Raw genomic sequence first — 15,569 nt, 5'->3', positions numbered from 1 at the left:
TGGCGCGGTTATCGGTTTTTCCCTACATCCGGAATACGCCAAAGCGGGTCGGCTCGATCGGTGCGTTGAGACTGGCCGAGAGAGCCAGGCCCAGCAGGTCGCGTGTCTGCGCCGGATCAATAACCCCGTCGTCCCATAGCCGAGCGCTGGAATAGTAGGGGTGCCCCTGGCGTTCGTACTGCTCGAGAATCGGCTGCTTGAGCTGGGCTTCATCCTGGTCGGAAAAGCTCTGCCCGCTGCGCTCGGCCTGTTCACGCTTGACCTGCACCAGCACGCCAGCGGCTTGCTCGCCACCCATCACGCCGATTCGCGCGTTCGGCCACATCCACAGAAAGCGCGGATCATAGGCACGACCGCACATGCCGTAGTTGCCCGCGCCAAAGCTGCCGCCGATGACCACGGTAAACTTCGGCACCTGAGCGCAGGCCACCGCGGTGACGAGCTTGGCACCGTGCTTGGCGATGCCGCCGGCCTCGTACTTCTGGCCAACCATGAAGCCGGTGATGTTCTGCAGAAACAGCAGCGGAATGCCGCGTTGGCAGGCCAGCTCGATGAAGTGCGCACCTTTCTGCGCAGCTTCAGCGAAAAGAATGCCGTTGTTCGCCAGGATCGCGATGGGGTAGCCATGCACATGGGCGAAACCGCAGACCAGCGTGGTGCCGAACAGCGCCTTGAATTCATCGAACTCGCTGCCATCGACGAGCCGTGCGATGACTTCGCGCACGTCATAGGGCTGCTTGGCCTGGGCCGGGATCACCCCGTACAGCTCATCCGCGGCATAGAGGGGCGCACGTGGTTGGCGGGTCTGTACCTGGCCAAGCTTTTTCCAATTGAGGTTGGTAACGCAACGCCGGGCGATGGCCAGTGCATGCTCGTCATTCTCGGCGTAATGGTCGGCCACACCGGATATCTTGCAGTGCACGTCGGCACCGCCCAGATCCTCGGCAGTGACCACCTCGCCGGTGGCGGCTTTGACCAGCGGCGGGCCGGCGAGAAAGATGGTCGCCTGGTTGCGCACCATGATGGTTTCGTCGGCCATCGCCGGTACATAGGCGCCGCCGGCGGTGCACGACCCCATCACCACGGCGAGCTGCGCAATACCCATGGCGCTCATATTGGCCTGGTTGAAGAAAATCCGGCCGAAGTGCTCGCGGTCGGGGAACACTTCGTCCTGGCGCGGCAGGTTGGCGCCGCCTGAGTCCACCAGATAGATGCAGGGCAGGCGGTTCTGCTGGGCGATCGCCTGGGCACGCAGATGCTTCTTCACGCTAAGCGGGTAGTAGCTGCCACCTTTTACTGTGGCGTCATTGGCGATGACCATGCATTCCACGCCCTCGACCCGGCCGATGCCAGCGACCACACCAGCCGCGGCGACGTCTTCGCCGTACACTTCATAAGCCGCCAATGGCGACAGTTCGAGAAAGGCGGAGCCGGCGTCGAGCAGGGTATCGATGCGATCGCGCACCAGCAATTTGCCTCGAGAAGTGTGGCGTTGCTGGCCAGCGGCACCGCCGCCTTTATGCACAGCGCTGAGTTTGCATTGCAAGTCGCTAACCAGAGTCTGCATGGCCCGGACGTTGGCCTGGAATTCGGGGCTGTTGCTGTGCAGTGCCGTGGTCAGAATGCTCATGCGTGCTCTCCTGCGCTACGGTTGATCAACAGGATCTTGCCGTTGGCTTCAGCCACGATTTCATCGCGCTGGTTTTTGCACTGGCCGCTGAGCACTGCAATGCCGCCGTTGCTGCGTGGCTTGTTCAGCATTTCGCTGATGGTCCAGAGCACGCTCAGGGTGTCACCGGCGAAAACGGGCGCAACGAAGCGACAGTTATGTTCCAGGTACGCCACTGCGGTGCCATAGAAATACATGCCGATGGAGGCGGACATAAACGCGCTGGTCATGGGGCCGTGGAGAATCGGACGGCCGAAACGGCTTTTGGCGCAGAACTCGGCATTGCTGTGCAGCGGGTTGAAGTCGCCGAACATGCCGCATGCCTGCGTGATATGAGAGGACTCGATGGTGAGACTCTGGCCAAAGGTTTCGCCCTGACGGATTTCGTCGTACGCCTTGCCTACAAAGTTCATGCGTGCTCCTTGGCAGCCTGTTGTTCTTCACGCTGGCGCAATGCGTTGCGGATGATCTTGCCCGTCGCGGTCATTGGGAGGGCGTCGATGAATTCGATTTCGCGGGGATATTCGTGGGCCGCCAGACGGCAGCGAACGTGTTCCTGTAAGGCGCGCACGGTGTCATCGTTCGGCTCGTGGCCTTCGTTGAGCACGACAAACGCCTTGACCACCTCGGTGCGTACCGGGTCCTTCTTACCGATCGCCGCGGCCATTTTTACCGCGGGATGCTTTAGCAGGCAGTCTTCGATGGGCGTAGGGCCGATACGATATCCGGCGCTGGTGATGACGTCGTCGTTGCGGCCAAGGAAGTAGATATAGCCAGCTTCATCCATCGAGCCCTTGTCGCCGGTAACCAACCAGGAGCCGATGTATTTTTCCTGGGTTGCGTCCGGGTTGTTCCAGTAGTTCAGCATTTCGCTGCCATTGGGCGATGCAATCGCAATGTGCCCGGGCTGCCCGGCCGGCTGTTCGTCGCCGTGGTCATCAATGATGCCGATGCGGAATCCCGGTACCGCCTTGCCAATGGCGCCAGGGCGGTAGATGCCATCGCTGGCGCACGAGGAAATCACCAGGTTGCATTCCGTCTGGCCGTAAAATTCATTGATGCGCACGCCCAGCGACTGATCCCCCCATGCCAGCAGTTCATCACCGAGAGATTCGCCACCAGAGGCGACCGAGCGCAGCGCGAGTTTCCAGCGCTGCTCCGGATGCGGCACGGGGCGTAGCATTTTCAATGCGGTGGGTGGAAAGAAGATGTTCCTGATCTGCAATTCTTCGATCAGGGCAAACACGTGTTCGGCGTCGAATTTTTCGGCGCGATAGGCGACCACAGGGACGCCGTGATACCAGGACGGCAACAGCACATCCAGCAAGCCGCCAATCCAGGCCCAGTCCGCGGGTGTCCACATGCGGTCGCCGGGTTGCGGGAAGTCGTCATGGGACGCGCGCACGCCCGGCAAATGCCCGAGCAGCACCCGGTGCGCATGCAAGGCGCCCTTCGGGTGGCCGGTGGTGCCGGAGGTATAGATGATCAGTGCCGGGTCTTCGGCGTGGGTATCCAGCGTTCCGAACTCCGCACTCTGGCGCTCGAGCTCGGCATGAAAATCCAAGACGTTGTCGCGTCCGGCCGGCGCGTCTACCACCAGACACAGTTGCAAGTCGGGCAGGCTCGGCCAGATATCGTCGACCTTCGCCAAGCCGCTGCAATCGGTAATGACCGCGCGCATGGCGCAGTTGGCGGCTCGATGCTGGATCGCGTCGGCACCAAACAGTTTGAACAGCGGAACGGCTATCGCGCCCAATTTGTAGGCGGCCATATGCGCGATACCGGCTTCCAGCCCTTGCGTAAGCATGACGCCGATTCGGTCGCCAGTCACCACGCCTTGCTCGCGCAGGCTGTTGGCGAGGCGGTTGGCTTGCTGCTGCAGATCCAGAAAGCTGAAGTGCTGCACCGAACCGTCCGGATTCTTCTGGATGATTGCGATCCGCTCCGGATCGCTTGCCCAGCGGTCGCAGCAAGCCTCAGCGATGTTGAACCGGTCCGGAATATCCCACTGCGGGGCTTCTGGATGCGGGGACGGAAATACTGCCATGGTTGTGTCCTTTGTTTTCGTTCGTCTGCTTAGCAGGTGATTTCTAAATGACCCGCTAGAAGCTGCCGAAGGTAGAGTCAAGCACCAGCACGGCGACGAGTGCGGAGAGTGGGACGACAGTGGTCATCATGAAAATCTGCGGATAGGACTGGCGATGAGTCAGCCCGCATATCGCCAGCAGCGTAATCACCGCGCCGGAGTGGGGCAGGGTGTCCAGGCCACCGGCGGCGATTGTCGCTACGCGGTGCAGCAGGTCAGGGCTGATGCCGGCTGCCTCGATCATGCGCAGGTAGTCTTCACCCAAAGTCCGGAACGCGATGCTCAAACCACCGGATGAAGAGCCGGTGATACCTGCCAGCACGTTCATGCTGACAACTGCGGAAATCAGCGGATTCTCCGGCGAGACATTGAGGATCGTGTCCTTGATGATCGCAAACCCGGCCATGCCGGCGATTACCGCGCCATAGGCGACTTCCGAAGCAGTGTTAAAGATCGGCAGCAGCGAGCCGAAGCAACCCTTGTTCACCGAGCCCTTGAGGTCTTCCCAGCGATTCCAGTTGAGGACGATTACAAAGGTGATGGCGCACATCAGGGCCAGCAGCACCGCCCAGAGGCCAAGCACTGCGGACGGCTCGGTATTACCGAAGCGGTCTTGCCGAAGGAAGCTGAGATCCAGCGAAGGCAGAATGGCGTAGGTAAACGCGGCGTTCAGGCCGATGACCAGGATTATCGGTAGCAGCGCCACCAGCAGTCCCGGTCTCGAAACTGTTTCGCTTGGAAGATTTTCATTCTTGTGGTCGCCATAACCTTCGCCCTTTGCCATGGCCTTGCGTGCACGCGACTGCAAGAACCAGGTGCCGAGGCAGAGCATGATCAACGCCGCGATAATGCCAAGACCCGGTGCGGCGAACGTCGTGGTACTCAGGTAAGGCGTGGGAATGGCGTTCTGGATCGATGGCGCGCCGGGCAGGGCGGTCATCGTGAAGGTGAACGAGCCCAGGGCAATGGCCGCTGGCATATAGCGCTTGGGTGTATTTGTTTCCCTGAACAGCACCGCACCAATCGGATATACGGCGAAAGCCACCACGAACAGCGATACGCCGCCATACGTCAGCAATGCGCAGGCCAGCACGACCGTGAGAATCACGTAGCGCGTGCCCAGCCGGCGCATGATCGAGTGAGCGATGGTATGCGCGGCGCCGGAGTCAGCCACAAGCTGGCCGAACAGCGCGCCGAGGATGAACAGTGGGAAAAACTTGATCAGGTAGCCACCCAATTCACTCATGAACACCTGGGTGTAGATCGGCATGATGTGCATCGCTTCACCGCTGAGCAGCACAGCCAGGCCAGCCATCAACGGGGCAAGGATGAGCACGGTCACGCCGCGGTAGGCAAAAAACATCAACAACAACAACGAAACCACTATCGCCCACGTACTCATACCCAGCTCTCTTATTGTTAGCTTCGGTCGATTCAGTTATCTGTTGCGCGGATTACCGCTCGGTTACGCAGATTCGCGGAACAGCTCGCGACCGATCAGCATCCGGCGGATTTCGCTGGTACCGGCGCCGATCTCGTAGAGCTTGGCGTCGCGCAGCAGGCGGCCGGTGGGAAATTCGTTGATATAGCCGTTGCCGCCGAGAATCTGGATCGCCTGCAGGGCCATCTGCGTCGCCGCTTCGGCGCTGTAGAGGATCACCCCGGCGGCATCCTTGCGGGTGGTCTCGCCACGGTCGCAGGCTTGCGCCACGGTGTAGAGGTAGGCGCGGCTGGCGTTGAGCTGGGTGTACATGTCGGCCACCTTGCCCTGGATGAACTGGAACTCACCGATGCTCTGGCCAAACTGCTTGCGGTCGTGGATGTAGGGCACCACCACATCGAGGCATGCCTGCATGATGCCGATCGGGCCGCCAGCCAGCACCACGCGCTCATAATCAAGGCCGCTCATCAGCACCTTCACGCCACCATTTTCGACGCCAAGCACGTTCTCTTCCGGAACCTCGACGTCATCGAAGAACAGTTCGCAGGTGTTGGAGCCGCGCATGCCGAGCTTGTCGAACTTGTTGCCGCGGGAGAACCCTTTCCAGTCGCGCTCGACGATGAACGCGGTGATGCCGTGCGCGGCCTTGCCCAGGTCGGTCTTGGCATAGATCACATAGGTGTTGGCATCCGGGCCGTTGGTGATCCAGGTCTTGCTGCCGTTGAGCACGAAGCGGTCACCCTTGCGATCGGCACGCAGCTTCATCGAAACCACGTCGGAGCCGGCGTTGGGCTCGCTCATGGCCAGCGCACCGACATGCTCGCCGGATACCAGCTTGGGCAGGTATTTCGCTTTCTGCTCCGGCGTGCCGTTGCGGTTGATCTGGTTGACGCACAGGTTGGAGTGCGCGCCATACGATAAACCCACCGAGGCCGAGCCACGGCTGATTTCCTCGAGTGCGATGACATGCGCCAGGTAACCCATGCCGGCACCGCCGTATTCCTCGTCTATGGTGATACCGAGCAGGCCCATGTCGCCGAACTTGCGCCACATGTCGCTGGGGAAGAGGTTGTCACGGTCGATGGCTTCGGCGCGGGGCGCCAGTTCGTCGGCCACGAAGCCGCGCACCTGGTCGCGGAGCATGTCGACGGTTTCACCGAGGGCGAAGTTGAGGCCGGAGTAGTTCATGTGCCACCTGTTCAATTTTGTAGTTGTTCTGATTCGACTGCCGGACGTCGGGAAACGTTGAGTATGCCTGTCGTCCGGCCTGCCGGTTTTACCGCGTTCCAACACCGGCTTTTGGCGTGGGGTGCGGTGGGTTGTCACGCTGTTACCTTTACGTTAACGTAATCATGTTCCGAATGACTGTCAACTGCAGCGCGCGGGACAGTAAGGCCTCATAACAAACATAAGACTGAGGGATTTCGACATGAGTCTTCCGAGCTACACCTGCGGATCGCAGACCAAACCCCTGTTGCCGATGACCATCGGTGCGGCGTTCGACCGGGCTGTCGAGCGGTTCTCCGATCGTGAGGCCTTGGTCGTTCGTCACCAGAACCTGCGCTACACCTGGGCCCAGCTGGCCGAAGAGGTGGACCGTTGCGCACGGGGCTTGCTGGCACTCGACCTCAAACCTGGCGAGCGGGTGGGCATCTGGTCGCCTAACAATGCCCAGTGGCGCATCACTCAGTTCGCCACGGCGAAGATCGGCGTGGTGCTGGTCAACATCAACCCGGCCTACCGCCTCAGCGAACTGGAATACGCACTGAAGCAATCCGGCTGCCGTTGGCTGATCTGCGCCGATGCGTTCAAGACGTCCGACTACCATGCGATGCTGCATGAGCTGCTGCCGGAGCTGGAGCGCTCGGCCATCGGCGCCTTGCAGAGCCATATGCTGCCCGAGCTGCGTGGGGTGATCAGCCTGTGCGACACGCCGGTGGACGGCATGCTCCCGTGGAAAGGGTTGATGGACATGGCGGAGGACGTCGGCCCGGAGCAGCTGCGCCAATGCGGCGAGCAGCTGCAATTCGACGACCCCATCAACATCCAGTACACCTCCGGCACCACGGGCTTTCCGAAAGGCGCCACCCTCAGTCACTACAACATCCTCAATAACGGCTACATGGTCGGTGAGAGCCTCAAGCTCAGCGAGCACGACCGCCTGGTGATTCCGGTTCCGCTCTACCACTGCTTTGGCATGGTCATGGGCAATCTTGGCTGCGTCACCCATGGCACCACGATGATCTATCCGAGCGCCGCCTTCGAGCCGCTTGCGGCGCTGCAAGCGGCTGCTGAAGAAAAGGCCACCGGCATGTACGGTGTGCCGACCATGTTCATCGCCATGCTCGACCACCCGGAGCGTCAATCGCTGGACCTGAGCCATCTGCGCACCGGGATCATGGCCGGTTCCCCTTGTCCGATCGAAGTCATGAAGCGCGTCATCGACGACATGCACCTGGCCGAGATGCAGATCGCGTACGGCATGACCGAAACCAGCCCCGTCTCGACTCAGACCGGCCCGGATGATGACCTTGATCGCCGTGTCACCAGTGTCGGCCGCACCCAGCCGCACCTGGAAAGCAAGGTAGTCGATGAACACAACCGCATCGTCCCGCGCGGGCAGATCGGCGAACTCTGCACCCGCGGTTACAGCGTGATGCTCGGTTACTGGAACAATCCGGAGGCCACCGCCGGTGCTATCGACGGCGCGCGCTGGATGCACACCGGCGACCTGGCGATCATGGACGAGGAGGGCTATATCAAGATCGTCGGCCGCAACAAAGACATGATCATTCGCGGCGGTGAGAACGTGTATCCACGGGAAATCGAGGAGTTTCTGTTCACCCACGCGGCGGTGGCTGACGTGCAGGTGATCGGCGTACCCGACAAGAATTACGGTGAAGAGATCGTTGCGTGGGTCAAGCTGCACCCGGGCCATGCCGTCGAGGCCGAGGCGCTGCGCGAGTTCTGCAAGGGCCGCATCGCCCACTTCAAGACGCCGCGGCACATCAAGTTCGTCGAGGACTTCCCGATGACCATCAGCGGTAAGGTCCAGAAGTTCAAGATGCGCGAGATCAGCGTCGCAGAGCTCGGCATTGCCGAGTAATGGTGCCAGCGGCTGGTTTCGACCAGCCGCTTGATTCGGTGCGCCAGGCATGGTGCGTAGCGCCGTGACTGGCGCTGTTCGGTTCACTGAGGTGGTGAGCCGGACGACTTGGAGGTGAAAGTCCTCTACACACCCGGCAAGGCCTCAGGCGTTCTGCCACTTGGCGCTGCGTTTTTCCAGGAAGGCATTGACCCCTTCCTTCTGGTCCTGTGTGTCGAACAGCTCGGCGAACAGTTCGCGCTCAGCTGCCCAGCCGGCGTCTTGCGGCGCCTGCCGCGCATTCATCACCAAGCGCTTGCAGCGACTGACGGAGGAGGGGCTCTGCTGATCCACAAGGGCCGCGAGCGTGAGCGCCGCCTCGAGTGACTCGCCGCGACCGACCACCTCTTCAACCAGGCCGATCTTCTCGGCTTTCTGTGCGCTGATGCGCTCGCCACAGAGAATCATCCGCTTGGCCCACCCTTCGCCTACCAGCCATGGCAGATTCTGCGTACCGCCTGCGCAGGGCAGCAGCCCAACCTTGGCTTCCGGAAGTGCCATCTGTGCCTGCTCTTCGGCGATACGTATGTCGCAGGCCAACGCGCATTCGAGTCCGCCGCCCATGGCGTAGCCATTGATGGCGGCAATAGACACACCGCGGAAATGACTCAAGGCTTCAAAGGCACGCCCGAACAATGCTGCGATTTCTTGCGCATTTTGCTTGTCGCCATCGGCAAACTGCTTCAGGTCGGCGCCGGCGGAAAAGAATTTTTCGCCTTGGCCGGTGATCACAAGCGCATACACGTCAGGATTGTCGTTGAGCTGGCTGATGGTTTGTTCCAACGCAGCCAGCGACTCGCGATCCCATGTGTTGGCAGGTGGATTGGCGATGGTCAGCAGCGCCGTATGGTCGCGCATGTCGAGCTGGATCTTTTGGCTCATGTCGGTTCCTTGTGCTTGGAATGATACGGATGCCGTGAGGCGAAACGGAGTTCGATAGACGAGCCTAGCAGCGTAAAATCAGTAAACCCATGGTGCGAAATGCACAGGTATTCTGTGTTTTTGCACAGCGTGCCGCGGACGGCACGCGTCAATTCGATGGATCTGGAGTCTTCAGTGGACTGGGACAACCTGCGTTTTTTTCTCGAACTCTCGCGTGCGGGCAAGTTGACGGTCGCCGCGAGGCGATTGGCCGTAGACCACACCACGGTGGCCCGACGGGTGCAGGCGCTGGAGAAAAGCCTGGACCGCCAGCTCTTCATCCGCGCCAAAGTGGGGTATCGGTTGTCCGAAGCGGGCCGCGAATTGCTGGCCCAAGCCGAGGCGATGGAAAGCGCCATCGCCTCCATCGAACAGCCGAGCCTGACCGCCGACAAACTGTCCGGCCAGGTTCGCATTGGCGCTACCGAGGGGTACGGCACCGTGATGCTGGCGGGCCAGCTGGCCAACCTGACCCGTGATTACCCGCATCTCGGTGTGGATCTCCTGGCAGTGCCACGTTCGGTCAGGCTGGCGCGACATGAGGCAGACATCGCCATCACCCTGGAACGTCCCGAGCGCGGCCCCTACGTGATCACCAAGCTCACCGACTACGTGCTGCGGCTCTACGCGTCGGAAACCTACCTGGCGTCACACTCGCCTATCCGCAGCCGGGAAGACCTCAGCGGCCATGTGTTCGTCAGCTACATCGAGGACCTGCTGTACAGCAAGGAGCTGTTCTACCTCGACGAGATCGTTCGCCCCCGTCAGCACTCGCTGCGCAGCACCAGCATCCTCGCCCAGCAGGAAGCCGTCGCCGCCGGGGCTGGGCTGGCAATCCTGCCGGCGTTCCTGGCGGCCAGGGAGCCGTTGCTCAAGGAGGTTCTGGTCGGCGAGGTCGAATTTACTCGAACCTTCTGGATGTTGATGCCGGTGGAAAACAAGGACCTGGCGCGGATGCGTGTGTGTTGGGACTTCCTGCGGGATGTGGCTGCCGACAGCCATGACGTGATGATGGGGCGCGCATGAGCCGCGACGGCAAAGGCACCATTTCCGTCCGGCTGGTGGAGGAGGCGCTGCAGGGTTTCACCTCGTCTTCGCGCTCAGCCGAACAGCTGCTGCGCCAGCTTGGGCTCGGCGCTATTGACCTGGCCGGTAGCGAAGCGCGTGTCGATGTGGCTGATTTCAGTAAGCTCTGGCGACGCCTGGCGCGGCAGTTCGACGATGAGTTTTTCGGCATGGATGCGCGGCGTATGCGTACCGGCAGTTTCGCCTTCGTCTGCCGCGCGGCCATGGCCCAGCCGACACTCGATACTGCGCTTCGTGTCGCGCTGGATTTCTTCAGGCTGACCTTCGAAGGCTTTCGCGGCGAGCTGTTTCGCAGCGAAAGCCTGGCCGAGATCACGCTGTCGGAGCCGGAAGATGCGCCGCCGCTCAGAGCCTTCGGCTACTTCACTTTCTGGATGCTGCTGCACGGTCTGGCCTGTTGGCTGGTAGGGCGGCGTATCCCGCTGCTAGCGGTCGAGCTGCGTTGCGAAGAGCCGGCCTATACCGATGACTACCGGGTGATGTTCTCGCGCAACCTGCGTTTCGCACGGCCCAGCACGCGGGTCATCTTCGCGGCCGAGGTGCTCGACCTGCCCGTGCGGCGCAGCGAACAGGAGCTGCACGGGTTCCTGGCCCATGCGCCTTCCAACATCCTGGTCAAATACCGCGACACCACGAGCCTCGCCAGCCGCATCAAGGCGCAGCTGCGTGAACTGCCCGCCGAACAGTGGCCGACCAGCGAAGCGCTGGCGCGGACGTTGTGCGTATCAGCCTCTACTTTGCGCCGCCGATTGGCCGAGGCAGGGCAGACCTACCAGGCCATCAAGGACCAGGTGCGCCAGGAAATGGCCACCCTGTGGCTAGCGGACGCCTCGATCACCTACGCCGAAATCGCCGGGCGCCTGGGTTTTGCCGACGTCAGTTCGTTCTACAAGGCGTTTCGCAAATGGTCCGGAACCAATCCGGGGCAGTACCGCAGGCTGATTCTGCGCGGGGACGACGAGGATTACTCGAAACTGAGCTAGACGGAATGTTTCCTGATTACGTACCAAGCTCAGTTGCTCAGCTGGAATTCATTGCTACGGCTATCTGTATGACTATCCAGCAGGAGCTGGCTCAGGCCGCGCAACCAGATTCAATTCCAGCCAGGCCTTTCGCTAACCGATTTCTTCAAGCACTACGGAACCGAGGGGCAATGTCGTCAAGCGGTATTCAAGCTGCGCTGGCCAACCGGCTTCAGCTGCCCCGCGTGCGGCCATGAAGGCGCCTGCTGCCCGGCAACGTTCGGCAGATGCGCAACGCGCTCAGGACCTTGATTGCCTTGGCTGAGGACGGTTCTATCGGCGGCGCTGACGTTGAGGCTGTGCTTCCTGCATACCCGCCGTCGATGATGCACGAGCCGTCCCAGGATCCGCTGGGTCAGGCTGAACGCGAGGCCTTGTTAGCGGTGCTCGACGCGCGGCAGTGGGACGTCAGTCGCGCTGCGCAGCAGCTGGTGATCAGCCGTAACACGCTGTACCGAAAACTGCGCAAGCACGGGATCCCTCGAAGCTGACCCGGTACTGCGGAAACAGTTGGCGGGCTTGTCGCCTGGCGCCCAGCCTCAAGGCAAAAAGTCGTACCATATCGGCCACCTGTCTAGCTCCGGTTGGTTGTTCATGCTGTCTGCCGTCAAGCGCTACAAGCTGCTGGTGTCCAGTGCGCTCGCGCGTTGTTTTCCGCGTACCTCTGCGTACGTTCAGTCCGAAGATGATCTGATTCTGCGTCGCTGGCCGGACGCCGGGTCCGGCGGCAAGTCGGGGCACCCAGGCAAAAAGGTCAGGAAAGCCAAGTCAGCCGCTAAGCCAACGCGCCGTACAGATACGGCTGCCAGTACCGCGCCCAAGGTCGCGTCCAAGCCCCGAACGAAGGCGCGCAAGCCGGCCGGTGACGGTATCTACGGCCCTGCGAAACTCTCCGTGAACGAGCAACAGATCCAGGCCATGCGCCTGCGAGTAGGGCGGGCGGTGGACGCTGGCGTGATCCGGGCGCCGTCCGACGAGCAATGGGCGATGATTCTTGAAGAGTCGCCAGCAACGCGGATATTCGCCGGGGCGGGCTCGGGCAAATCCACGACGCTGGTGCTGCGCGTGGTGTTCATGCTCTGCCACCTGGACATCCCGCCCGAGCGGCTCACCGTGATTTCCTTCACCAATGCCTCCTGCGCCGAGTTGCGCGAGCAACTGATCCGGGTGCTGGGCTTCTGGAATTTCGACTTTGATCCGGCCCGCGCACGTCAGTGCGTTCGTACCTTCCACTCGGCCATGGCAGTGCTGGCCAAGGACGTGCTCGGCAAGCCGCAGTGGTTCGAACAACTGGACGAGAAGGGGGCTTCGCCCACCGAGCTGGACAACCCGCTCACCGCGTCGCGTTTACGGGCCGGCCAGTTGCGGTTGCTGAAAGAGGCGTACCAGCGCTGTTATGGCGAAGACCAACGTTTTCGGGAGCTGGTGCATGCCTTGCTAGGTCTCGCGCCGCCGCCCGAGTCTGGCACCCGGCGAGCGGTTCCGCGTGCGCCCCTGGACGGCTGCAAGCTGGCCGGGGAGTTCAGTACAGCGCCGTTGTTCGAGGCGTTTTATGCCCAAGCCGGCTTCATCGAAAGCATCGGCATTCGCATCGACCAGATTCAACTGACACGGCTGGCGTGCAAGGAACCCGAGCGTAACTTCATCGAAGCGCTGCAGCTGTTCTGGCGGCATTTCCAGAGCGCTCTGGAAGCGCAGGGCTTGATGACCTTCAACGGTGCGTTCCAAGCCCTCACTCAGCAGCTGAACGGCGGTGGCAAGGTTTCCGGGGATGCGCTGGCACCATTCAGCCATCTGCTGATCGACGAGTTTCAGGATATATCGCCACAGATCGTTCAGTGGCTGCAGGCGTTGCACGGCACCCTTGCGAGACAGGGTGAAACGGTCAGCCTGATGGCAATCGGTGATGACTGGCAGTCGATCTATGGCTGGCGGGGCAGTTCGCCGGAGCTGTTCATGGACTTCGACAAGTACTTCCCGGCCAAGGGAGGGGCGAAGCAAAGTCGCACGTTGGTGCTGGAAACCAACTATCGTTCCATCGAACCGGTAATCCGCGACGGCGAGGCCGTGCTGGCGGGTATTGCGGTCAAACAGGCGAAAGCCAGCAAGGCGAGCCGCCCAACGCAGCCAGGCGATCACGGCGTGAAGCTGGTGACCCGTTTCGATATCAAGACCCGTCTGCCCGATCTGATCCGCGATATCCAGACCCAGTGCGACCACGTCGCCGGGCTGCCGAACGCCGACCGCAACGCCGTACTGGTTCTCAGCCGTCGCAACGAACCCTTGCGTGCCATCGAGGCGCAGCTGGATCGCAAGCTGCCGGTCAAGGCATACACCATCCACCGCGCCAAAGGCCTGCAGGCGGAAGTTGCGATCATCGTCGATGACTGCCTGCCGAGTGAACGCCACCCGCTGCGCAGTGCGTTGTACGCCTACAGCGGCTTCTTTCGAAACAGCTATGACCAGGCCATGGCAGATGAAAGCCTGCGGCTGGCGTACGTGGCGATCACTCGCGGTGTAAGTCGGGTATTGTGGTACACACAGAAAGCGCAGGGTGCGACGCGGCTGCTTGCTGACAAAGGTAAGGCCCGTTGAGCGCGGCAATTTACAGCTAGGGTTGAGCGTTGACTGATCGATTAAAGAACAGGAGCGAATCGCATGTTGAAACTCTGGGGCCGAGCGAACTCGACCAATGTGAAGAAGGCGCTCTGGTGCCTTGAAGAGCTGGATGTTCCCTACACACGAATCGATGCAGGCGGCGCCTTCGGTGTCGTAAGCGACGCAGACTACATCGCCAAGAATCCCAACCAGTTGGTGCCATGTCTGGAAGACGGCGCGTTGGTGCTGTGGGAGTCCAATGCCATCGTTCGCTATCTGGCCGCTCGTTATGGGGAAGGAACACTCTGGAGCGCAGACCCTGCCGAGCGCGCGGAGGCGGACAAATGGATGGACTGGGTCACCTCGTCGCTGGCCGCTCCCTTCCGCACGGTGTTCTTGAACATGCTGCGCACTGCGCCGGACCAACGCGATATGCCAGCAGTACAGGCGGCAACCGGCGAATGCGCAAGGTTATTGGCTATCGCCGACCAGACCCTCTCGAAACAACCCTACCTGTCCGGCGCCTCGTTCGGCATGGGCGACATCCCGCTGGGCTGCTTCGCCTACGTCTGGTTCGAGATGCCCATCGAGCGCCCGGACCTACCGCACCTGCGCAGCTGGTCTGAGCGACTGCTACAGCGGCCGGCCTATCAGGCGGCGGTGGTCACGCCACTGACCTGAAGCGCGCGGCTCTGCAGTCAGGCAGGCACGGCGCTCAGCGGTCAGCAAAGGCCAGCTCCACCAGTTGTGGCAGCTGCTCACCAGCGAGCCCTGCCAATGCAAATTCCCGCTCGCTGTGATCGGTATTTGGCTGCGGGTTGACGTGGACCACTACGGCTCCGGCCCGCCAGGCCAGTCCCGGGACTTCAGCAGCGGGGTAGACCATCCCGGAGGTGCCGACCGAAATGAGCAGATCGCAGGTTTCTGCGGCCGCGAAGGCGGTATTCAGTGCTTCGCTCGGCAGGCTTTCGCCAAACCAGACGACGCCGGGGCGCAGCTTTGCGCCACAGGCATTGCAGCTCGGCGGCTCCAGTCGGCGTCCACCTTCGGGCTCGTCCGGCATGCCCGGTGGTGTGTCGGAGGGCTTGCCGCAGCTGAAACAACGTGGCTGATGGAGGCAGCCGTGCAGGTGAATGACGTCGGTGCTGCCCGCGCGCTCATGGAGGTCGTCGACGTTCTGGGTGACAAGCGTTAGGTGAGGGACGTGGCGGGCCAGTTCGGCAATGGCCATGTGCGCAGGGTTCGGCTGGGCCTGCAGCACCTTCATCCGACGCCACTCATACCAACCCCAGACCAGTGGCGGATCGGCCTGGAAGGCTTCGGGGGTGGCCAGCGATGCCGCGTCGAAACGCTGCCATAACCCGGTGAGCGAGTCGCGAAAGGTCGGGATACCGCTTTCTGCCGACACACCGGCGCCTGTAAAAACCACAACGTGCCTGGCGCTGCGCAGCGCGTCGACCAATGCGGCTGGGATCATGAACTGACTCCTCTGTGCAGCGATTGAGCTGAAAGCGATCAATACCCTTCAAGGCAGCCAGGTGCCAAAAAAGACGGTCATTCCATAGCGACTGCATTGGCCATCTGTTTGCCAAGTTGTACAT

Annotated in this window: 13 protein-coding genes and 1 pseudogene; 7 read left to right on the top strand and 7 right to left on the bottom strand. The window is 61.6% G+C overall.

Annotated elements, in window-relative coordinates; all coding sequences use genetic code 11:
• Positions 1–22: 22 nt before the first annotated feature.
• The 5 genes from NA637_RS17080 to NA637_RS17060 form a co-directional block, all read right to left on the bottom strand.
• Positions 23–1,630 carry a carboxyl transferase domain-containing protein gene (locus tag NA637_RS17080; protein ID WP_256073496.1) on the bottom strand — a complete coding sequence of 536 codons (1,608 nt, stop codon included), beginning with the start codon at positions 1,628–1,630 and terminating at the stop codon, positions 23–25.
• The gene (locus NA637_RS17075; RefSeq protein ID WP_256073495.1) at positions 1,627–2,082 is read right to left on the bottom strand and encodes a MaoC family dehydratase; all 456 of its coding nucleotides are present in this window, start codon (positions 2,080–2,082) and stop codon (positions 1,627–1,629) included. Before NA637_RS17075 ends, NA637_RS17080 begins: the two co-directional genes overlap by 4 nt.
• The gene (locus NA637_RS17070; RefSeq protein ID WP_256073493.1) at positions 2,079–3,716 is read right to left on the bottom strand and encodes an acyl-CoA synthetase; all 1,638 of its coding nucleotides are present in this window, start codon (positions 3,714–3,716) and stop codon (positions 2,079–2,081) included. Before NA637_RS17070 ends, NA637_RS17075 begins: the two co-directional genes overlap by 4 nt.
• 55 nt (positions 3,717–3,771) lie before the next feature.
• On the bottom strand, positions 3,772–5,157 hold the full coding sequence (locus NA637_RS17065; RefSeq protein WP_256073492.1) for a GntP family permease: 1,386 nt from the start codon (positions 5,155–5,157) through the stop codon (positions 3,772–3,774).
• Between the two features lie 63 nt (positions 5,158–5,220).
• Complete coding sequence (locus NA637_RS17060) at positions 5,221–6,384, bottom strand: isovaleryl-CoA dehydrogenase (protein ID WP_256073491.1); 1,164 nt, start codon at positions 6,382–6,384, stop codon at positions 5,221–5,223.
• A gap of 241 nt (positions 6,385–6,625) precedes the next feature.
• On the opposite strand from NA637_RS17060, the gene NA637_RS17055 reads away from it, so the two are divergent.
• Positions 6,626–8,302 carry an AMP-binding protein gene (locus tag NA637_RS17055; RefSeq protein WP_256073490.1) on the top strand — a complete coding sequence of 559 codons (1,677 nt, stop codon included), beginning with the start codon at positions 6,626–6,628 and terminating at the stop codon, positions 8,300–8,302.
• 144 nt (positions 8,303–8,446) lie between these two features.
• Here the strand turns inward: NA637_RS17055 and NA637_RS17050 are convergent, their stop codons facing one another.
• On the bottom strand, positions 8,447–9,223 hold the full coding sequence (locus NA637_RS17050) for an enoyl-CoA hydratase (protein WP_256073489.1): 777 nt from the start codon (positions 9,221–9,223) through the stop codon (positions 8,447–8,449).
• A gap of 174 nt (positions 9,224–9,397) precedes the next feature.
• Here NA637_RS17050 and NA637_RS17045 point away from each other — a divergent pair, with 174 nt between their 5' ends.
• The 6 genes and pseudogenes from NA637_RS17045 (at position 9,398) to NA637_RS17020 (ending at position 14,649) form a co-directional block, all read left to right on the top strand.
• Positions 9,398–10,288: a LysR family transcriptional regulator gene (locus NA637_RS17045; protein ID WP_256073513.1), complete on the top strand. Its 891-nt coding sequence runs from the start codon at positions 9,398–9,400 to the stop codon at positions 10,286–10,288.
• A complete protein-coding gene (locus NA637_RS17040) occupies positions 10,285–11,331 on the top strand; it encodes an AraC family transcriptional regulator (RefSeq protein WP_256073488.1) in 1,047 nt (348 codons plus the stop codon). Before NA637_RS17045 ends, NA637_RS17040 begins: the two co-directional genes overlap by 4 nt.
• A 108-nt stretch (positions 11,332–11,439) precedes the next feature.
• A pseudogene (locus NA637_RS17035) lies at positions 11,440–11,577 on the top strand (transposase); the annotation flags it as partial.
• 20 nt (positions 11,578–11,597) lie between these two features.
• On the top strand, positions 11,598–11,861 hold the full coding sequence (locus NA637_RS17030; RefSeq protein ID WP_256073487.1) for a helix-turn-helix domain-containing protein: 264 nt from the start codon (positions 11,598–11,600) through the stop codon (positions 11,859–11,861).
• Positions 11,862–11,964: 103 nt separating this feature from the next.
• Positions 11,965–13,965 carry a DEAD/DEAH box helicase gene (locus NA637_RS17025; RefSeq protein ID WP_256073486.1) on the top strand — a complete coding sequence of 667 codons (2,001 nt, stop codon included), beginning with the start codon at positions 11,965–11,967 and terminating at the stop codon, positions 13,963–13,965.
• A 63-nt stretch (positions 13,966–14,028) separates the two neighbouring features.
• Positions 14,029–14,649, top strand: coding sequence for a glutathione S-transferase family protein (locus NA637_RS17020; RefSeq protein WP_256073484.1), 621 nt, complete (start codon positions 14,029–14,031; stop codon positions 14,647–14,649).
• Positions 14,650–14,683: 34 nt separating this feature from the next.
• On the opposite strand, the gene NA637_RS17015 is transcribed toward NA637_RS17020, so the two are convergent.
• Positions 14,684–15,445 (bottom strand): SIR2 family NAD-dependent protein deacylase, encoded by a 762-nt coding sequence (locus NA637_RS17015; protein WP_256073483.1) that lies wholly within the window; start codon positions 15,443–15,445, stop codon positions 14,684–14,686.
• Positions 15,446–15,569: the final 124 nt, after the last annotated feature.

Source organism: Stutzerimonas stutzeri (assembly GCF_024448935.1).
Taxonomy (GTDB): Bacteria; Pseudomonadota; Gammaproteobacteria; order Pseudomonadales; family Pseudomonadaceae; genus Stutzerimonas; species Stutzerimonas stutzeri_AO.
Note: the sequence above shows the minus strand (reverse complement) of the source record. Positions and strands in the feature narration are given on the sequence as shown.